General features: G+C 64.2%; 12 protein-coding genes. 9 read left to right on the top strand and 3 right to left on the bottom strand.

All coding sequences use genetic code 11. From position 1 onward, the window contains the following. Positions 1–249: 249 nt before the first annotated feature. The gene (locus tag C9I57_RS10160; RefSeq protein ID WP_440130187.1) at positions 250–2220 is read right to left on the bottom strand and encodes a hypothetical protein; all 1971 of its coding nucleotides are present in this window, start codon (positions 2218–2220) and stop codon (positions 250–252) included. A gap of 256 nt (positions 2221–2476) precedes the next feature. Continuing rightward, complete coding sequence (locus C9I57_RS10165; RefSeq protein WP_107150484.1) at positions 2477–4519, bottom strand: hypothetical protein; 2043 nt, start codon at positions 4517–4519, stop codon at positions 2477–2479. Between the two features lie 1394 nt (positions 4520–5913). On the opposite strand from C9I57_RS10165, the gene C9I57_RS10175 reads away from it, so the two are divergent. The 9 genes from C9I57_RS10175 (at position 5914) to C9I57_RS10215 (ending at position 18326) form a co-directional block, all read left to right on the top strand. Then, complete coding sequence (locus tag C9I57_RS10175; protein WP_107150628.1) at positions 5914–6921, top strand: GlxA family transcriptional regulator; 1008 nt, start codon at positions 5914–5916, stop codon at positions 6919–6921. A 13-nt stretch (positions 6922–6934) separates the two neighbouring features. Next, positions 6935–8539, top strand: a complete 1605-nt coding sequence (locus C9I57_RS10180; protein WP_258187576.1) for a mannose-1-phosphate guanylyltransferase/mannose-6-phosphate isomerase — start codon at positions 6935–6937, stop codon at positions 8537–8539. A 26-nt stretch (positions 8540–8565) separates the two neighbouring features. Next, the gene (locus tag C9I57_RS10185) at positions 8566–10104 is read left to right on the top strand and encodes an undecaprenyl-phosphate glucose phosphotransferase (RefSeq protein ID WP_107150487.1); all 1539 of its coding nucleotides are present in this window, start codon (positions 8566–8568) and stop codon (positions 10102–10104) included. Positions 10105–10186: 82 nt separating this feature from the next. Continuing rightward, complete coding sequence (locus tag C9I57_RS10190) at positions 10187–11338, top strand: polysaccharide biosynthesis/export family protein (RefSeq protein ID WP_181321787.1); 1152 nt, start codon at positions 10187–10189, stop codon at positions 11336–11338. A gap of 74 nt (positions 11339–11412) precedes the next feature. Beyond that, positions 11413–13659: a polysaccharide biosynthesis tyrosine autokinase gene (locus C9I57_RS10195; protein WP_107150488.1), complete on the top strand. Its 2247-nt coding sequence runs from the start codon at positions 11413–11415 to the stop codon at positions 13657–13659. Between the two features lie 78 nt (positions 13660–13737). Then, positions 13738–14859, top strand: coding sequence for a GDP-mannose 4,6-dehydratase (gene gmd, locus C9I57_RS10200; protein WP_107150489.1), 1122 nt, complete (start codon positions 13738–13740; stop codon positions 14857–14859). Positions 14860–14868: 9 nt separating this feature from the next. Further along, positions 14869–15822, top strand: a complete 954-nt coding sequence (locus tag C9I57_RS10205) for a GDP-L-fucose synthase family protein (protein WP_107150490.1) — start codon at positions 14869–14871, stop codon at positions 15820–15822. 6 nt (positions 15823–15828) lie between these two features. Continuing rightward, entirely contained in the window at positions 15829–17031 is a 1203-nt protein-coding gene (locus C9I57_RS10210; protein ID WP_107150491.1) for a glycosyltransferase family 4 protein, read from the top strand. Then, positions 17028–18326 carry a glycosyltransferase WbuB gene (locus tag C9I57_RS10215; RefSeq protein WP_107150492.1) on the top strand — a complete coding sequence of 433 codons (1299 nt, stop codon included), beginning with the start codon at positions 17028–17030 and terminating at the stop codon, positions 18324–18326. The genes C9I57_RS10210 and C9I57_RS10215 overlap by 4 nt, the downstream gene beginning before the upstream one ends. A 7-nt stretch (positions 18327–18333) precedes the next feature. Here the strand turns inward: C9I57_RS10215 and C9I57_RS10220 are convergent, their stop codons facing one another. Continuing rightward, positions 18334–20088, bottom strand: coding sequence for an ABC transporter ATP-binding protein (locus C9I57_RS10220; protein WP_107150493.1), 1755 nt, complete (start codon positions 20086–20088; stop codon positions 18334–18336). Positions 20089–20144: the final 56 nt, after the last annotated feature.

Consider the following 20144-nt stretch of genomic DNA (forward strand, 5'->3'; position numbering starts at 1 on the left):
AGGCGTCGCGCCGGCAACCGCTGCGACCAGCGTCGGAAAAGCGCGAGATGTTGGCAAATGATTTCGATACTTTGCGCACCGTTCGATCGCTCGCGCCGGCACGCGTGCCCATCGTTCGAGGAACGGCTCTGACGGTCGATTCGTCAGGGCAATGAGGCTTGCGGGCCTCTCTTCGCCGAGGGTGACTCGCGTGTCAGCGAGCGGTTCGTCGATGCGCGAGATCGCTCACCGGGTCGCTCACCGGGTCGCTCAACGGCCGATGTAGCCGGCGGGCGCTGTGATGTGCGACTTCATCGCGGATACGTTCGTCGATACGACGTAGATCGGCGACTCGGAGAGCCTGAGCGCGACGCGGCCGTTGTGATAGGGCATCGTCGCTGCGTTGCCCATCGTATCGAGCACGGTGACGTTGCCCGACGCGCCATCGTCGTCGACCTTCAGCGAGTAAGGCACGCTATACGTTTCGCTGAATCCCGATGACGTATTCCAGTCGGCGTTGTTGTGCGTCCAGAGCGCCGTCACGACTTTCCCACCGTTCAAGCGTTGAAAGGCGTAGCCGTAGACGCCCGTCGGCATTTCGTCGAGGTAGCCGAGCGTCGTCGTGCCGTCGACGATGCGCGTCATCGCGGCTACCGCCATCGCGGCCGGCTTCGGGCTGATATGGCTCGCGCCATAGCCGCCCTTGGTTTCGGCGAGGTTGAAGAAAAGCCCATAGCCGGGCGGGGGATCGGGCGGATCGGACGAATAGAAGATGAACGTCGTATCCGCGCCCTCGCCGAGCATGATGAGATGCGTGCGCGCCACGACGGCGCCGTGCGCGAAGAGCACGTCTTGCGTCGGATAATCGGGGCCGTACGACGTCCCTACGTCGTAGCTGACGCCTGTTTCCGTGGCGAAGAGCTTTGCGCCGGGCTTTAGATACTGGGCCATCGTGCGCCGCAGCTCGCGCATCGCGGCGGGTAGCGCATCGGCCGCTTTGGCGGGATCGGGATCGGTGGCGAGGCGCTCGGGCGGATGAGAGGGCGAGCAGCCGATATCGTAGTAGCCGTGGATGGCGACGCCGTCGAGATAGCGCGCAAGGCCGAGCGGAGCGAGCCGTTTCAGCCAGCGCGTGTTCTCGCGCACGGAGGCATTCGTCGGACCCATGACGACGGCATGCGGATCCGTCGCGTGTATCGCTTCGTAGGTGGCACGATAGAGCGCGACGAAGTGATCGTCCGAATCGCGCCACGGCAGCCCGCTGTCCGGGTCGGGCTCCCACGTCACCTGGTAATAGTTGTTCGCCTGGCGCGGAAAGTACTCGTTACGAATCAGCGACGAATCGGTGCCGACGCGCCGCATGTAGTTGCCGTATGCCGTTTCCGAAGCGGGAAGGTAGCTGTGCGTGGCTTTGCCCGTCGCGCTCGCCCAGCCCGGTATGCCGTCGAGTTGGATGAGGCGCATGATGTCGCCTTTCCTGAAGTACGGCGCGAGCGTGTCGACGCCGGGCTTGAAGGTATCGGCCCGCTCGGGCTCCTTCATGTACCAGTTGCGGTTGTCGTTGGCCCACGAGAGGCCGAGATCGGTGTAGAGCGGCCGATAGCCGTCGCCGTCGCAGCAGGCTTGGCCCGGCGCCAGATAGTTGGTGCCCTGGCCGCCGAAACGATGCTGATCTTCGCGAGCGTACGCGACGGGCGGTAGCACCGACGAGACGTCGGGCAGCACGCCGAACGTCGCGATGCCGGCGGGACGCGTGCCGCGCTCGGGCAACGCATCGCCCGTGCGCGCGAGCTTCGCCGAAAGCGCGAAGTAGCCGGCCAGTGTCGAGCGGCACTGCAACGTCGTCGTCCGCGCCCCACTGGCCACCTTCGTTCGTCCGCTTGCGCGCACGGCGTTGCGATCGTCGCGCAGTTGCCAGACGATCGTATCGTCCGCGCTCGTGCGCGTCGTGAATGCGATCGTGATGGGGCTGTCAAGCTTGAACATGCGCGTGCCGTCGCTGCCTGGTGTGTCGGCTTCGATCGGGGCGCCTTTTGCGGAAGGAGCCGGTGCGGCCGAGGGCGATGCGGCCTGCGGCTCGCACGCGATCGAGCCCGTTGCAATTCGCATCGGTGCCGACGATGCGGCCTTCGTTGCAGGTGTGGAGGGGGAACCGGCCGCGCCGCTCGCATCGTCGCCCGCCTGGCTGCGGTTGCAAGCGGCGACCATGAGCCATACGAGGCAGGCCAATAGCTGCCGCATGCGCCGTGCGGGTATCGAGCGAACGGAACGCCGGCTCGCGAAAGCGAGAGTCCGGGTGGGGATGCCGCGGAAATGCTTGAGCGCAGCGAGCATATGCGGAACGCCTTTGAGAAGCCGACTTTCGACTACATCACATCGTTCTTGCGGCGACTGTGGGTTCCCGAACATTGATCGACGGGCGGCTCGCGGTGAGCCGCCCGTCGTGTGCTGCCGCGCGTCGGCGAGCTCGGTGGCCCGAGCCTCGCCGCTTTCTCGCTTACTGCGTCACGTAGCCCGCCGGCGCGGTGACGTGCGACTTCATCGCGGATGCGTTCGTCGAGACGACGTAGATCGGCGATTCGGAGAGCGTGAGCGCGATATGGCCGTTGGTGTACGGCATCGTCGCTGCGTTGCCCATGGCGTCGAGCACGGTGACGTTGCCGGACGTGCCGTCGTCGTCGACCTTGAGCGAGTAAGGCGCGGTGTACGTCGAGCTGAACCCGGACGACGTGTTCCAGGCGGCGTTGTTATGCGTCCAGAGCGCCGTCACGATCTTGCCGCCGTTCAAGCGCTGAAACGCGTAGCCATAGACGCCCGTCGGCACGTCGTTGAGATAGCCCATCGTCGTCGTGCCGTCGATCAGGCGCGTCATCGCGGCAACGGCCATCGCCGCCGGCTTCGGGCTGATGTTGCTCGAGCCGAAGCTGCCCTGTGCGTTCGACAGATCGAAGAAAATGCCGTACCCCGGCGTGTCGGCGGACGAATCGGACGAATAGAACACATAGCTCATGTCGGCACCTTCCCCGAGCAGGATCAGCTGCGTGCGCGCCACGACGGCGCCGTGCGCGTACAGCACGTTCTGCGACGGATAGTTCGGACCATACGACGCGCCCGTGTCGTAGCTGATGCCCGTTTCGGTGGAGAACAGCTTCGCACCAGGCTTCAGGTACTTGGTCATCGCGGCGCGCAGCTCACGCATCGAGGCGGGCAGCGCGTTGGCGGCCGTGGCCGGATCGGGATCCGTCGCGAGGCGCTCAGGCGGATGCGAGGGCGAGGTGCCCGCATCGTAGTAGCCGTGAACCGACAGACCGTCGAGGTACTGTGCGATGCCGAGCGGCGCGAGCCGCGTGAGCCACTGCGTGTTCGTGCGCAGCAGCGCATTCGTGACGCCCATCACGACGGCGTGCGGATCGGTCGAATGCAGCCCCGTGTAGGCGGCGCGATACATTGCGACCAGGTTTGCGTCGGAATCGCGCCATTGCGTCGATCCCCCACCGTCCGGCTCCCACGTGATCTGATAGTAGTTGGCCGACTGGTTCGGGAAGAATGCCGCCCGGATCGCGGCCGAATCGGCCCCGACGCGGCTCGTGTAGTCCTGGAACGCCGCTTCGTTGACGGGCGCATAGCCCTCGGTCTGCGCGCCCGTCGGGCTCGCCCAGCCCGGAAGGCCGTCGAGCTGGATCAAACGCATGATGTCGCCGTTGCGGAAGAAGGGCGCCAGCGTGTTGGTGCCGGGCACGAACGTGTTCGGTCCGTTCGGCTCCTCCGCGTACCAATTGCGGTTGTCGTTGACCCACGAGAGGCCGAGGTCGGTATAGAGCGGCCGATAACCGTCCCCGCTGCAGCACGTTTGTCCCGCCACAAGATAGTTGGCGCCCTGGCCGCCGAAGCGATGCTGATCCTCACGCGCGAACGAGACCGCGGGCAGCGTCGCCGATACATCGGGCAGCACGCCGAATGTCGCGATGCCCGTCGGACGCGTGCCCTGCGAGGGCAATTGACCACCCTCCTTCGCGAGCGTCGCCGATACGGAGAAGTAACCGGCAAGCGTCGACGAGCAGCTGAGCGTGACGGTTTGCGCGCCGCTCTTCACGGGAATGCTGCCGCTTGCGCGCACGACGTTCCAGTCGTCCGTCACCTTCCACGAGAGCGTGTCGTTGTTGGTCGCGCGCGTCGTCAACGCGATCGTGAACGGCTTGCCGAGCGCGAACATGCGCGAGCCGTCGCTGCCCGGCGTGTCGGCTTCGATGAGATTGCCGCCCGAGCCGGCGGCGCTCGCCGCCGAGGGCGAGCCGCAAGTGAGCGCTTGGCCGCCCGCCGCGACGATCGCGGTGGGCGAGTTCACTGCACTCGCTTGGCCGGATGGACTAGCGGCCGCGGCAGCGGCCGTCGTGCCGCTGCCCCCGCCACCACCGCCGCATGCGGCGAGCGTGAAGGTGAAGGCAGCGAGCGCTGCGAGGCGGGTGGGGATGGGTCGGTTGGTTAGGGGACGGTTGGAAATCCTGGAAGTGCTCTGAGTGTTGAGATGAAAGTCGTTCATTCTGTCGTTGTTGGCTACAAGAAGCACCCTGCGTCGGCCTAAGCAAGCGCAAAGGCAAGCGTAGGGCGTCGCACATCGCCGCCACGACGATGCACGGTGCCGCCAGTCGGCGGCTGTCAACGGGAATTGGCGCACGGGCCCGGCTCGGCAAAAAGGGAAGCATCCCCGGCCGGTGGGTTCGGCCGTGCCTGAAACGGATCGCCGATGGGCGACTGAATCGCGCGCCGCGAAGTCTGCGAGCAGGAAAGGCTTGAGAAACAGCCTCGAGACGAAATGATGTGCGGGCCTTGGGGGCCGACGAAATTCCGATTGGGGGGAACGACTCGCAGCCGAGAGACTAACGGCTTTCGGCAATTTTCGGCACTGAAACATCTAGCGCATTTACGCAGGCGCACGTGGCGGAAACGTGCGGCTCAGTTGGCGGAAGCTTGCTGGGCAAGGCGTTCGGCGTGACGGAAACGGGCGGGCAGAGCCCTGTTGTCGATGGCGGATGGCTACTTTGGGGCGGCAATTGTTGCTCGCGCGCGGGTGGACGGCGCTGCTCGCCCACGCGAGCGAGACCGCAAGCGCAGAGGGCCTGACACCGGGCTGCGAGCCTGGGGCCGCATGTTGCAGCGCAAGATCGATCGGTTCCGAACGAGGGCGGCAGCCCCGGAGGCGCCGCTATTCATCTGATGATTGAGTGAAGCGATGACAGGATCAATAAAGACAAATAATCGCGGAGACACAGAAACGTCAAAACAATCAAAATTGAATCAATTCTGAAACATACGGCCCCGCGCTGTGATGTGGTTAGATAATACGAAATAGGAAATAAAGTAATAAGTGCCGATCAAAGGTGCAATTCCTCGCATCCGCGCTGTGTGCGAATGTGGCCTGCGCAACACACTACTTTTCCGCCAACGTCTATCTTCGGTTGCGTGCGGTCGTTCGGGGGGAACCCTAATGTCCCGACCGAAACGCCCGAGGAGTGCGGCAATGCAGACGCCCACGCGTCGTCCGGTTCAGGCCCGGGTCTTGCCGCATTCGGTCATATCGGCTCGCACGAAGCCGAATCTCTTTCGCAAGCCGTCAAGGAACGGGTGGCTAGGCGTTTATTGCCAGGGGAAGACCACGGTGCCGGCATCGGCTCTGCCGCTGCGCGCTGGCGTTTTTTTACTAAAAGGTATGTGAAAGGTTCGGTAATTAATTGGATTTGTCCGATTGGTCCAGCGGAATCGCGCAATGTGAAAAAAGGTCGTTGGATTCAGACGACATTCGCCGGAAGAATTCCGCCAACATGTCGCTGAATTGCGTCACGGCATCCGCAACGCGCTATTCGTCTGTTTATGATGCACTGCAAATTGACCAGGGGGATGGCCGATATGCAGGCAACGACTTTTGAGGGAAATGCCATGCCTTACGCGAGTAACGCGAGTATCGAACCTGCCATGATGGGTTGGTTGCGTGTTTCGGAGAAGAGCACCCGGTGCGCAACGCGCCGCATCGCAATCGTCTTGTTCGACGGGTTTTCGCTGCTCGGTGCAGGACTTGTCGCTGAAGTCTTCCATGTGGCCAACGAGCTCGTCGCGACGCGCTCGGGCGACGATTGGGTCTACGACGTTTCCTTCCTTTCGGCCGGCGGCGGGAACGTCACCTGCTCCTCTTCGGTGAGGGTCTGGACCGACGGGCTCGACGCCCGCCATTTCAACGGCTTTGACGCGCTCTTCGTCGCGGGCGGCAAGGGCGCTCAAGCGGCGGCGAGCGACGAGCGATTGATCGGCTGGCTGCGCCGGGTCCATGTGAAGACGGCGAACGTCCGCTCGATCGACGAGGGCCGTGCGCTGCTGGAGGCGGCTGGCATCGCCAATCGCGACAGCGAACATCAGTTCAATAGCTATTTGCGGCAGAACGGGCGTGAGACGCCGCCCGTCGATACGAGCGATCGGCTCGCGCCGATGAAGGGTGCGCTGACGATGGTGAAGCGCGACCTCGGTCTCGACATTGCGCGCAGTGTCGCCGAGCGGCTGATGCCGGGCTCCAGCGCGCGGTTCGTGCCGCTGCTCGGCGATGCGGGTGCCGCGAGTGCCGGCGACAAGATTCGTGCGGCGGCGCGCTGGCTGCAAGACAACTGCGAGCGGCCGATTTCGATCGCGGATGCGGCTCAAGTGGCCGCGATGAGCGAGCGCAACTTCCTGCGCCGCTTCAAGCTCGAGCTCGGGATGACGCCTTCGGACTACCTGCTGCAGGCGCGCCTGGCGATCACCTGCAGTCTGCTCATCGATTCGGAACTGCCGGTGGACAAGATCGCGCGGCGCAGCGGGATGGGCAACGGCGATCGTCTCGCGAAGATTTTCCGCAAGCGGATGATGATTTCGCCGACCGAGTTCCGAATGCAAAGCCGCCGCGAAGCGGGCGGCTAAGAGGGGTGATGGCATGAGGTCTCAGGAACAACGATACGTCAACGGAGCCGCGGCGGCATCGGCCAGGTCCGACGCCCTCGCCGCGCGGGCGCGTGTGGCGACGACGCCGTGCAAGCGGCTCGTCCCCGTGGTGCTGGCCGGCGGCTCCGGAACGCGTTTGTGGCCGATGTCGCGTGAGCACTATCCGAAGCAGCTCATCGACGTCGTGGGCTCCGATACTCTGCTGCAGGCGACGGTGCGTCGCCTCGACGGCTTTTCCGACTGCTGGGAGATGGCCGGCTCGCCGATCGTCGTCTGCGGCGGCGAGCATTGCTTCATCATCGACGAACAGTTGCGTCAAAGCGGCGTCGTCCCGCGGCTCATCGTCGAGCCGGCGCGCCGCGATACCGCACCCGCGCTGACGCTTGCGGCGGCGCGCGCATGCGCCGACGAGGGCGACGACGCAATTCTCGTCGTCATGCCGGCCGATCATTCGATCAGCGACATCCCCGCGCTGCAAGCGGCGATCGAGCTTGCCGCGCAATACGCGGAACGCGGCGCGATCGCGACGCTCGGCGTGCCGCCGACCCGGCCCGATACGGGCTTCGGCTACATCCGCGTCGGCGAGGCGCTCGACGACGGCGCGCACGAAATCGACCGCTTCGTGGAGAAGCCGGCCGCCGAGCTCGCCGCGCAGTATCTGGCCGCGGGCACCTACTGGTGGAACAGCGGCATCTTCATCATGCGCGCCTCGGTCTGGCTCGACGCGCTGCGCGCGTTCAGGCCCGAGATGCACGAGGCCTGTCTCGCCGCGGTCGCCGGCGGCACGACGCGCGGCGAGCGTTTCGATCCCGCGCCCGAGGCATTCGAGCGCGCGCCGGCGGACTCGATCGACTACGCGGTCATGGAACGGCTCGGCGCGGGCGACTCGGCGTTCCGTGGCGTGGTGATTCCGCTCGATGCCGGCTGGTCCGACCTCGGCTCCTGGGACGCGGTCTGGGATGCGCTGGACAAGGATGGGGACGGCAATGTCGCGCGTGGGCGCGTCGTCTTCGAAGGCGCCACTTCCACTTACGCGCATTCGGCGGGCCGGCTCGTCGCGTGCGTGGGTACGTCCAATGTCGTCGTCGTCGAGACACCCGACGCGGTGCTCGTCGCCGATCGCTCCCATGTTCAGCGCGTGAAGGGGCTCGTGGCGCGCATCAAGGCCGACCATGCGCCCGAGGCGGATGCTCATCGCAAGGTGCACCGTCCTTGGGGCTTTTACGACTCGATTGACCACGGAGATCGATTCCAGGTGAAGCGCATCGTCGTCTCACCGGGGGCTCGCCTGTCGCTGCAGATGCACCACCATCGCGCCGAGCACTGGGTCGTCGTGCGCGGGACGGCGCTCGTGACACGCGGCGACGAGCAGTTCCTGTTGAGCGAAAACGAGTCGACGTACATCCCGCTCGGCGTCCGTCATCGGCTCGAGAACCCGGGGAAGGTGCCGCTCGAAATCATCGAGGTGCAGTCGGGCGCCTATCTCGGTGAAGACGACATCGTCCGTTTCGACGATCAATACGGGCGATGCGCGGCGCAAGCCGTCCAGGAAGGCAACAACGGCAAGCAAGACGGCAATGGCTCGAAGGCGCATTGATGCGTCCCGGGTCCCGGAGTACCGATATGCGTGACCTACAAGGCTTATGTGCGCGGCTCATCGATGTCGTGCTCATCATCGCGACGGCAGTGCTGGCTTCGGAAATGCGCTTTTCGGGCTGGGCCCATCGCGGCTTTACCGATGCGTTCGCTCTCTTCACCGCGGCGTTCGCGCTCGTGCTGTTCCCCGTATTCGGGGTCTATGAGTCGTGGCGCGGCCGCTCGAAGCGCGTGCTGGCGGGGCAAGTGGCGCTCGCGTGGCTCGTCGTGCAGGCATGCGCGCTGATGGTGATGTTCTCGCTGCGCCAGATCGATTTCGTCTCCCGGCTCTGGTTTGCGTATTGGACCGCGCTCGCCGGCGGCCTGCTGATCGCCTACCGGCTCGCCTCGCATGCGGTGCTGGCGCGCCTGCGCCACGCGGGCATGAACCTGCATCAGGTGGCACTCGTCGGATCGGGCCACCATTGCAACGCGATCCTGCGCCGCATCCAAGCGGCGCCGGCGACGGGTTTTCGCGCTTCCGCCATCTACGTGCCGAAGACGGCGAGCGGCGAAGCGCAGGTGCTCGACGCGGCTTCGGCCGACGCATCCGTCGCGCCCTCGCCGCTCGGCTTGCCACTCGCGCTGCGAGCGACCCATGCCTACGCGCGGCTCGACGCCTCGGCGCGCGCCGCAAGAACAGCGGCCGCGTCCGCGGCCGAGTCGAGCGGGTCCGATGCGCGCATGCAGCGCTTCGACGATATCGAGTCGTTCGCGCAGTATGTCCGCACGAGCGATGTGCACGAGTTGTGGCTCGCGCTGCCGCTCTCGGAGGAGCGCACGATCCTGTCGATCATCGGGGAGTTTCGCAACGACCTCGTGAACATCCGCTTCATGCCCGACGTGCGTTCGCTCGCGCTCTTCGATACGAGCGGCATCATCGATTTGCTGGGCGTCCCCGCGATCAATCTCATCGCGTCCCCGCTTTCGCCGAGCGCGATGATGAAAAAGGAGCTCTTCGACCGTGTCTTCGCGGCCTGCGCTCTGATCGGGCTAGCGCCGCTGATGATTGCGATCGCGATCGCCGTCAAGCTTTCGTCACCGGGGCCTGTCTTCTTCAAGCAAAAACGTAAGGGCGCCGATGGACGCGTCTTTACGATTTACAAGTTCCGCTCGATGCGGCTGCACGTGGAAGAGCCGGGGGTCGTCAAGCAGGCCGTGCGGCACGACCCGCGCGTGACGAAGCTCGGTGCCTTCCTGCGCCGCACGAGCCTCGACGAGCTGCCGCAGTTCATCAACGTGCTGAAGGGCGACATGTCGGTGGTGGGGCCGCGCCCGCACGCGCTCGAACACGACGATCTCTATCAGAAGGTCGTCGCCGGCTACATCCATCGCTATCGCATCAAGCCAGGCATCACGGGCTGGGCTCAGATCAACGGCTATCGAGGCGAAACGGACCGTATCGAGAAGATGGAGAGGCGCGTCGCGCACGATCTGTACTACCTAGGTAACTGGTCCTTCGGGTTGGATATGAGGATCATCGCCGCCACCGTCGTCAAGGGACTGATCCATAGCAACGCTTACTGACTTGACTGATGGTAGGCCAAATGGCGCCGCTTTCCCGGTAGGCGCGCGCTGTAGTCAATAACCGGCAAGGAGGACAAAAATCATGTGCTATTGGGAGCTGCGCAACCGCGCATTCATGACATTCGTTTTCGTCGCGCTGGCGGGCCTCGTCTCGGCCTGCTCGATCGTGCCCGGCCAGCGCATGGAGCAGCCGCCGACAGTGACGGAGACGGGCGGTCAATACAGCAAGGAACCGGAGCAGAAGGTCCAGGTTCCGATCACGGACATCAATCTCGCACTGATTCGCCAGATGAACGGGCAAGCAGGCGCGCAGCCGCTTTCGCCGCAGCTGACGAGCCTGTTCGGCAAGCCGAGCGCTTACACGGTCGGCCCTGGCGACGTGCTGCAGATCACGGTCTGGGATCACCCTGAACTCGCGGCCGCGCTAGGCCAGGGAGTGCAGAACACGCGCGAGTCCGACGCCGCGCCCGGCTTCCTCGTCGACGAGGCGGGCAACATTCAGTTCCCGTACGCGGGGACCGTTCACGTTGGCGGAGACAACGTCGAGCAAGTCCAGCGCAAGATCGTTTCGCGGATCAGCAAAGTCTACAAAAGCCCCGAGGTGACGGTGCGCGTCGCTTCGTTCCGCGCCTCGCAAGTCTATGTCGACGGCGAGGTCGGCAAGCCCGGCTCGCAGCAGATCAACGACATTCCGATGACGCTGACACAGGCGATCGGCCGCGCCGGCGGGTTCACGGCCAACGCGGATCAAAGTCAGGTATCGCTCGTGCGTGGAGGAGTGACGTATCCGATCAACTTCAACGCAATCGTGAGGGCGGGGCGCAACCCCAATGACATTCTGCTGAAGCCCGGCGACATGGTGCGCGTCGGTTCGCGCGACGAGAACGGCGTCTACATGATGGGTGAGCTCAACAAGCCCGCGACGGTCATGCCGTTGCGCAACGGCAAGCTGACGCTGGCCCAGGCGATCTCGGAGGCGGGCAGCTTCAACGACAACACCGCCAAGGCCAAGTCGCTGTTCGTCATTCGCGACGGTGACGGCGTCCAGCCGCAGATCTACCACCTGGACGCGACGTCGCCTGTCTCGATGGTGCTCGCGAATCAGTTTCAGCTGCAACCGAGAGACGTCGTGTACGTCGATAACGGTGGCCTCGTCAAGTTCAACCGTGTGCTGAACCTGCTGCTGCCGGCGGTCAATGCGGCGCTCACAGGAGCCCTCGTGTCGAAGTACTGACATCGATTGCAAACATACGTCCCGTCACGCGCGGCGAGGCATGACGGGACATCTCGCAAGAGAGAGCAACTGACATGGCTATGAATTTCGACAACCGCTACACCGACGTTTCGGCCGCCGACGAATTGCGTCTGACCGATTATCTTCAGGCGATATTCAGCAATTGGCGGCTCATCGCAATGGTCACGGCCGCTGTGACGCTGCTCGGCGTGGCCTACGCATTTCTTGCCAAGCCGGTCTACAAGGCCGACGCGGTGATTCAGGTCGAAGACGTGCAGAACGGCGACAACGGCGGCGGTGGCAACAACCAGCAGCAGCAGATCGAGCCGCTCTCGCGAATGTTCACGAGAAAGGCGACCACGGCCGCGGAAATCGAGCTGCTGAAATCGCGCCTCGTCACGGAAGCGACGGTGCGCGACCTGCACCTCGATATTGCGGCGGAGCCGCGCGAGGTGCCCGTGATCGGGCCGCTGCTCGCGGCGCTGACGACGGGCAAGTGGGGCTTCAAGGTCCAGCCGTTCATGGATCTCGGCGGTTTCGCCTGGGGCAACGAGAAGATCTCGGTGGCGCGCTTCGATACGCCTAAAACGCTCTATGGCAAGACGTTCACGCTGACGGCCGGTCCGAACGGCACATTTACCGTCAACGACCCCGAAGGCATCGCAATCGCGAACGGCCGCGTCGGCGAGGACGTGAGCGGCGTCTCGGCGGCGGGCCCGGTAACCGTTCACGTCGATCAACTCACGGGCCGTCCCGGCACGCAGTTCCAACTCACGCGCTCGTCGACGCTCGATACCGTCGAGCGGCTGCAAAAGGCGTTGCGCGTCACGGAAACGGCGCTGCAGTCCGGCATCATCAGCGTCACGCTGCAAGGGCAGAATCCGGTGCTGACGGCCAACGTCGTCAATGGCATCGCGCGGCAGTTCATCAAGCAGGACGCCGATCGCCGCATGGCCGAAGCCGAGCGCACCCTCTCGTTCCTCGACGAGCAGCTGCCGCAGTTGCGCCACGAGCTCGACGCAGCCGAGCAGCGTTACAACAACTTCCGTAATCAGCACGGTACCGTCGATCTGAGCGAAGAGAGTCGCCTGTTGCTGCAACAGATGGTCGACAACAAGACGAAGCTGGCCGACCTGCAACGTCAGCGCGCGGATCTCTCGCAGCGCTTCACGGCGAATCACCCGGCGGTCCAGGCGCTCGACGCCCAGATCGCGCAGTTACAGGGTTCGCAGGGGCAAATGTCGAAAAGCGTGGAAGCGCTGCCCGACACGGAGCAGACCGCTTTGCGCTTGTTGCGCGACGTCCGCGTCGACACGGAGCTCTACACGAATCTGCTCAACAGTGCGCAGCAGCTGCGCGTGGTGAAGGCGGGACAGATCGGCAACGTGCGCGTCGTCGACTTCGCCGAGACACCCGACGAGCCCGTCTGGCCGAAGCGCTTCATCGTGATCCTCATCGGTTTCGGCGGCGGTCTGTTCGTCGGAATCGTCTGCGCGTTCGTGAAGAAGGCGCTGTACGGTGGCGTGGAGCGCGCCGACGAGATCGAGAGCGCGATCGGGGTGCCGGTATTCGCGGTCGTGCCGCGCAGCGGGTTGCAGCTTCGCCTGCAGCAGAACGTCATGATGCGCCGGCAGGGCTTGCATGTGCTTGCGGCGCAATCGCCGCAGGACATCGCCGTCGAAGGCGTGCGGAGCCTGCGCACGACGTTGCAGCTCTCGCTCGATCAGGCTCCCAATAACATTGTCATGCTGACGGGCTCGCGTCCCGATGCGGGCAAGTCGTTCCTGTCGGTCAACCTGGCCGCGCTCGTCGCCTCGGCGGGCAAGCGCGTGCTCGTCGTCGACGGCGACATGCGGCGCGGCGAGGTGCATTCGCACTTCGGCGTGCGGCACCAGCCGGGGCTCTCCGACGTGCTGCGCGGCGCCGATCCGTCCACCGTGATCCAGCGCGAAGTGCTGCCCGGCCTCGATGTGCTGACGAAGGGAACGCTGCCCACGCATCCCTCCGAGCTTCTGATGAGCGAGCGTTTCCGCGACCTGCTCGAAGCGATCTCGCGGCGCTACGACCTCGTGATCATCGATACGCCGCCGGTGCTCGCGGTGACCGATTCGACCGTCATCGGCAAGTATGCGGGCACGACGCTGCTCGTCGTGCGTTATGGACGCCATCCGATCGCCGAAATCAGCGAGACGGCGAAGCGCCTCGAGACGGGCGGCGTCAATCTGAAAGGTGTCCTGCTGACCGACGTGCCGCCCGCGGTGCCGATGCTCGGCGGTTCGTACAACGGCGGTTATTACGGTTACGAAAGCATCTCCGAGTGAGGGGCTTTGCGTGCCCAATCTTTTGGCCGCGCCGGCCGCCCGGTGGGCGGCGTGGCTTCAACAGCAAGGGGGTTGAAGATGAAGAAAAAGGTCGCGTTGATCACCGGCATCACGGGACAAGACGGCTCGTACCTCGCCGAGCTTCTGCTCGAGAAAGGCTACGTCGTTCACGGCTTGAAGCGCCGCACGTCGCTCTTCAACACGGACCGTATCGATCACTTGTATCGCGATCCTCATGACGAGGACGGTGCAAGGTTCTTTCTCCATCATGGTGACCTGACGGATTCCGCGAGCCTCTTGCGCGTGATCCAACATGCCGAGCCCGACGAAATCTACAACCTGGCCGCGCAGAGCCACGTCGCCGTGTCGTTCGACGAGCCCGAATATACGGCGAACGCCGACGGTCTCGGCGCACTGCGCATTCTCGAGGCAATTCGCATTCTCGGCATGGAGAAGAGGACGCGCTTCTATCAGGCCTCCACCTCCGAACTGTATGGCCTGGTGCGCGAAGTGCCGCAACGCGAGACGACGCCGTTCTACCCGCGCAGCCCCTACGCCGTGGCAAAGCTCTTCGCCTACTGGACGACGGTCAACTATCGCGAAGCGTACGGGATCTATGCCTGCAACGGCATTCTCTTCAACCACGAGTCGCCAGTGCGCGGCGAGACGTTCGTCACGCGCAAGATCACGCGCGCGCTCGCGCGCATCGCCGTTGGCCTGCAAAAGGAGCTGTACCTGGGCAATCTCTCGGCGCTGCGCGACTGGGGGCACGCCCGCGACTACGTCGAAATGCAGTGGATGATGCTGCAACAGGACGAGCCGGAAGACTTCGTCATCGCGACGGGCGAGCAATACAGCGTGCGCGAGTTCGTTCAGCGCGCGGCCGCCGAGCTTGGCGTCACGGTTCGTTTCGAGGGCAAGGGCGTCGACGAGGTCGGCATTGTCGAGCACGTCGCGTCTCGTGACATGCGCATGGCGCCGGGCGACGTCATCGTTCGCGTCGATCCGCGCTACTTCCGCCCCACCGAGGTGGAGACGCTGCTCGGCGATGCGTCGAAGGCGCACGAGAAGCTCGGCTGGAAACCGCGCATCTCCTTCGATGCGCTCGTGAGGGAAATGGTCCGCGCCGATCATCAGCTCGCGCGTCGAGATGCGCTCGTTACGCTGGCGGGCTTCAAGGCGCTCGAACATCACGAATGAGGAGCTGCGATGGACAAGGACGCCCGCATCTACGTCGCCGGTCACCGCGGCATGGTCGGCTCGGCGCTCGTGCGCGAGCTCGACGCAAACGGTTACCGTAACCTCGTCGTGCGCACGCATGCCGAGTTGGACCTGACCGATCAGCACGCGGTCAATCGCTTTCTCGACGACGTCCGGCCCGATGTCGTGCTGCTCGCCGCCGCGCGAGTCGGCGGCATTCTCGCCAATGCCTCACAGCCGGCGCGCTTCATCTACGAAAATCTCGCGATCGAATCGAACGTGATTCATGCGGCTTATCGGGCCAATGTCGATCGGCTTGTCTTTTTCGGCTCGTCGTGCATTTATCCGAAGCTTTGCCCGCAGCCCATTCGCGAGGAGTATTTGCTGAGCTCGGCGCTCGAGCCGACCAACGACGCTTACGCGATCGCGAAGATCGCCGGCCTCAAAATGTGCAGCGCGTACAACAGTCAGTACGGCACGCACTATGTCTCGTTGATGCCCACGAACCTCTACGGTCCTAACGACAATTATGACCCGCAGGGCAGCCACGTCTTGCCGGCGCTGATCCGCAAGGCGCATGAGGCGAAGATCGCCGGGGCGCCGACGCTGACGGTCTGGGGCACGGGCAAGCCGCGGCGCGAGTTTCTGCATGTCGACGATTTGGCGAATGCCACACGTTTCCTGCTCGAGCGCGACGTGGGAGAGGGCGTCTACAACGTCGGCGTCGGTGAGGACCTCTCCATCCGTGAGCTCGCGCAGTGCATCACGCGCATCGTCGGCTACGAAGGCGAGCTCGTCTTCGATTCGTCGAAGCCCGACGGCACACCGCAAAAGTTGCTCGACGTATCGCGGCTCGCCGAGATGGGATGGCGCGCCCGCATCGGCCTCGAGGAGGGGATCGCCCGGACCTACGAGGATTTCCTTTCACGTTATGGCGTGCTTGAAGCTGCCTCGAACGGATGATCAAAAATGATGGCAACGGTGACAATCTTTCATAACGTGGTTTGGTCGCGCCACAAGGGGGCAGTTTTCACGGCGCTGCACAACTTGTCGACGGCGGGCTCGATCCGCTACTCGATGGTGCAGATCGCCGATACCGAAACGGACCGGATCGGCTTTTCGGATGTCGATTACTCGTTTCACCGCTATCCGATGCAAAAGCTCTTCGATGGCTGTTACGAAGACGTCCCATTGTGGAAGATGATGGGGCGCCTCACCTGGGAGGTGATGAAGGCCAAGGCGGACCTCATCGTGCTGCCCGGCTACCATCGGCCCGAATACTGGGCGATGCTCTTCGCGTGCGTGCTCACGCGCAAACGTCGCGCCGTATTCTGCGATTCCACCGCGCGCGATCGGCCGCGGCGGCTGCTCACGTCCGTGCCTAAGCGCATCTTCTTTGCGTTGTGCGACGGTTACTTCGGGTTCGGTGAGCGCAGCCGAGAATATCTGGTGTCGCTCGGCGCGAAGCGAGACAGAGTCTTCGTGCCGTGCCAGGCTGCCGCGCTGCCGCGCTCGTTCTTGACCGAGCGCGCGTTCGACGAGCGTGTCGCGCGCCGCGACGGCAACTCACCCGTGTTCCTTTATGTCGGCCGCCTATCCGCCGAAAAGGGCATCGATACGCTGCTCGAGGCATTCGCGCAGGTACGCGAGACGGTGCCGAATGCCACGCTGCGCATCGTCGGCACGGGGCCGATGCACGATACGCTGCAGGCGTCGGTCGATGCGCTCGGTGTGCGTGAAGCCGTGCATTTCACGGGCAGTCTGCAGGACGAGCCTCTCTCGAACGAGTATTTCGGCGCGGCCTGCCTGGTTTTGCCGAGTTATAGCGAGCCCTGGGGGCTTGTCGTCAACGAGGCGCTGAGCCATGGCTGTCCTGCCGTCGTCAGCGAGCGTTGCGGCTGCGTGCCCGAGCTCGTTGTCGAGGGCGAGACCGGGTTCGCTTTCGATGCGGGCAACGTTCCCGCCTTGCGCGACACCTTGCTGGCGGCTCTGCGCCAGTTCGCCGACAGCGCGCAGACGGCACGGGCGTGCATGCGCACGATCGCGCGTTTCGATCCCCGTGCGGCGGCTTCCAATATCGCGCGTGGCTGCGCGACGATGCTCGTCGGCACGAGCGACGGCGAGGCCGCCGACGGCGAGGCCGCCTCGAATGCACAGCGGTTAGAGCAATGAGGCTGCTAGTCTATGGCATCAATTACGCGCCCGAGCTGACCGGCACCGGCAAATACACGGCGGAGATGGCTGAAGCGCTGGCGGCGCGCGGCCACGACGTGCGCGTCGTCACCGCGCCGCCGTATTACCCGGAATGGCGCGTGGCCGATGGCTGGTCCGCATGGGCGTACCGGCGCGAGGCGCGGCGTGGCGTGAAGATCTGGCGCGCGCCGCTCTGGGTGCCGGCACGGCCGAGCGGGGCGAAGCGTCTCGTGCATCTCACCTCGTTCGCGCTCGCTTCGGCCATTCCGATGGCGTTGCAGTTGCGCTGGTGGCCCGATGTCGTCATGGTCGTCGCGCCGACGCTGTTGTGCGCGCCCGCGGCGCTCGCCGTCGCGCGCATCACCGGCGCGCGGACTTGGCTGCACATTCAGGACTTCGAGGTCGACGCCGCGTTCGGTCTCGGGCTACTCGACAATGCGCGCGCGGCGCACTTCGCGCGTGCCGTGGAGCGTTCGCTGCTTAGGCGTTTCAATGTCGTCTCGTCGATCTCGACGAGGATGGTCGAGCGCTTGCGCACAATCGGCATCGATGCGGACAACGTGCTCTGTGCGCCGAACTGGGTCGATACGGAGACGATTCGTCCGCTCGATCGCCCGAGTGTCTATCGGCGCGAGCTGTCGATTCCCGATGGCGCGAAGGTTGTTCTGTACGCGGGGAACATGGGGAAGAAGCAGGGCATCGAGTATCTTGCCGACGCGGCGCAACGGCTTGCCGATCGTACCGACATCCGATTCGTGTTCTGCGGGGAAGGGGCGACGAAGGCCGAACTCGCGCAGCGCTGCGCCATTTTGCGGAACTGCCGGGTCATCGGGCTGCAGCCCGCCGAACGCTTGAACGAGCTCTTGAATCTTGCCGATATTCACGCGCTGCCGCAGCGCGCGGATGCGGCCGATCTCGTGATGCCGTCGAAGCTGACCGGAATGATGGCGAGCGGACGCGCCATTGTCGCGATGGCGCAGTCGGACACCGAGCTTTACGACGTCGTCAGCGGGCGAGGCGTGGTGGTGGCGCCCGACGATGCCGCGGCGTTCGCGTCCGCGATCGCGGCGCTGGCCGACGACGCGCCGCGGCGCGCGGTGCTTGGGGCCGCGGCGCGGCAGTACGCGCTCGAGGCGCTTTCGCCGGCATCGGTGTTCGGCAAGATCGAGGCGAAGCTCGTCGAGTGCGCGCATGCGGCGAGGGGGCCTGCCGACGCTAACGAAGGCTTCGTGATTCGACATCTTCGGCGTTTGCGGCCGGGGCGCGGCGAATAGTCAGTCGTTAGTGGTAAAAAGCCGCTTGGGCGCGGAACATTCGCGCGTATTTGCCGTTCGCTTGCATCAGCGTGTGGTGGGAGCCGTCTTCGACGATACGTCCGCGATCGAGCACGATGATCCGATCGACGAAGCGCGTCAGCGCGAGTCGATGACTGACGATGAAGGCGGTCTTGCCCGCGGCCGTTTCGAGAAGCAGCGACATGATCCGGGCTTCGGATTCGGGATCGAGCGCGGAGGTCGGCTCGTCGAAGACGAGCAGGTCGGCGTCGTGCGCATGCGCGACGGCGCGGGCGATCGCGAGGCGCTGCCATTGGCCTCCTGAAAGATCGGAGCCGTCTTCCATTTCAGTCGTTAGCGGCTTGTCGAGCCCGCTTAACAGAGCGTTCAGCCCGACTGCCTGGAGTGATGCTGCGGCGCGCGAGTCATCGCGGTCCGGCAGAACCAGATTCTCTCGGGGCGTCAGCGGGAAGCGTGCAAAGTCCTGAAACACGGCGACGATGCGTGGTACGCGATGGCTCGCTCCCTCCCACGTCAGCGAGCCTGACGATGGCTCATAAAGCCCGCAGAGAAGCTTCATCAAGCTGGACTTTCCAGCGCCGTTATCGCCCACCACAGCGATAGTCTCACCGGCTCGAACAGTTAGGTCGATGCCGATAAGCGCCGGCGTGGCCGCACCGCGGTACTCCAGCGTCACGCTATCAAGAGACAGCTGTGCCGTGGGTGGCTGAGTCGCATCCGGTTGCTTTGGCGCTTCGCACCGTCTTTCGCGCCGATGCGCGGCGTGCGCCTCCAATAGTCTCCGATAGGGATGCACCGCATACGTTACCGCGAGCGTGTCGCCGAAGTTATAGACGATGGCCCTGAGACCGTCCCTCAATTGCACCAGTGCACCGAGAAAAATCGCGAGGTCGCCGACGTTGAATCGGCTCGCCGAGAAGCCATCGGCGATCACGGCGAGCGACACGCCAAGACACGCACTCGCGAAGAGAGACGCTGCTGCCAGCTTTCCGGCATTCCGCACCCGAACCATTTTCGCCGCTGAGAAATATCCTCGATAGCGCCAATGCCAGCGATGAAGTAGCCAGTCCTGCATCGCATAGGTGCGTAAGTCCTTGGCATAGTCTGGCTGCGTGAGGACGCGTTCCAGAAGGCGAAGCTCGTTGAACGTGGACGCGTGGTGTTCGCAAACGTCCCAACTTGCACGTTCCGCTTTCGCACGAAGTAACGTCGCGGGGGCCATTGCAAGCAACATGAGAACGGGGACCCACCATGCAATTCTGGCTGTAAGAATAGTCACCGGAATGACGATGACTATGCCGACGGAGACCGCATAGAGACGCATCACGAGTTCGGCAATTCGTTCGCCAGCGCTTGCGCTGAGCACGGCAGTTTCACGTAGATCGGCATCCTCATGAATGCTAAGGTCGGGAAACGTCGATACGGCGCGATTGACTTCTCCCTTCACCGTTATTCGGACAGCATCGCTGAGCGTATCGAGAACGAAGCTGGAGATGGCGTCAAGACTGTCCTGGAAGGCGCATAGAACGACGTAACCAACGATCAGCGCCGCGACCGCCGCTAGTGTGTGGCCTTGGGTAAGTTGCTCGATCAGACGCGCGCCGAAATAGACGACTGCGACCGGTATGAGCCCTGTCGCGACGTTCGCGCCTATCGCGAAATGAAAGGCGTGTGGAGATGACCTCCTTAGCAGCGATATTGCAAAAGCCAGGTTGCGGACGAATGAGGCGGTTTGCGTCATAAGAACGAGATGGTCAGATGGACATGCTATGGCGGCGCGGCTTACAGCGTTCCCGC

Source organism: Trinickia symbiotica, from assembly GCF_003028655.1.
In the GTDB taxonomy this organism is placed as follows: domain Bacteria; phylum Pseudomonadota; class Gammaproteobacteria; order Burkholderiales; family Burkholderiaceae; genus Trinickia; species Trinickia symbiotica_A.

Bases quoted from the DNA above. Each gene is read 5' to 3' on its own strand.
- C9I57_RS10205 (WP_107150490.1), top strand. From the start codon at position 14,869: ATGGACAAGGACGCCCGCATCTACGTCGCCGGTCACCGCGGCATGGTC.
- C9I57_RS10190 (WP_181321787.1), top strand. From the start codon at position 10,187: ATGTGCTATTGGGAGCTGCGCAACCGCGCATTCATGACATTCGTTTTC.
- C9I57_RS10160 (WP_440130187.1), bottom strand. From the start codon at position 2,220: ATGCGGCAGCTATTGGCCTGCCTCGTATGGCTCATGGTCGCCGCTTGC.
- C9I57_RS10220 (WP_107150493.1), bottom strand. From the start codon at position 20,088: ATGACGCAAACCGCCTCATTCGTCCGCAACCTGGCTTTTGCAATATCG.
- C9I57_RS10175 (WP_107150628.1), top strand. From the start codon at position 5,914: ATGCCTTACGCGAGTAACGCGAGTATCGAACCTGCCATGATGGGTTGG.
- gmd (WP_107150489.1), top strand. From the start codon at position 13,738: ATGAAGAAAAAGGTCGCGTTGATCACCGGCATCACGGGACAAGACGGC.
- C9I57_RS10195 (WP_107150488.1), top strand. From the start codon at position 11,413: ATGGCTATGAATTTCGACAACCGCTACACCGACGTTTCGGCCGCCGAC.
- C9I57_RS10185 (WP_107150487.1), top strand. From the start codon at position 8,566: ATGCGTGACCTACAAGGCTTATGTGCGCGGCTCATCGATGTCGTGCTC.
- C9I57_RS10210 (WP_107150491.1), top strand. From the start codon at position 15,829: ATGATGGCAACGGTGACAATCTTTCATAACGTGGTTTGGTCGCGCCAC.
- C9I57_RS10215 (WP_107150492.1), top strand. From the start codon at position 17,028: ATGAGGCTGCTAGTCTATGGCATCAATTACGCGCCCGAGCTGACCGGC.
- C9I57_RS10180 (WP_258187576.1), top strand. From the start codon at position 6,935: ATGAGGTCTCAGGAACAACGATACGTCAACGGAGCCGCGGCGGCATCG.
- C9I57_RS10165 (WP_107150484.1), bottom strand. From the start codon at position 4,519: ATGAACGACTTTCATCTCAACACTCAGAGCACTTCCAGGATTTCCAAC.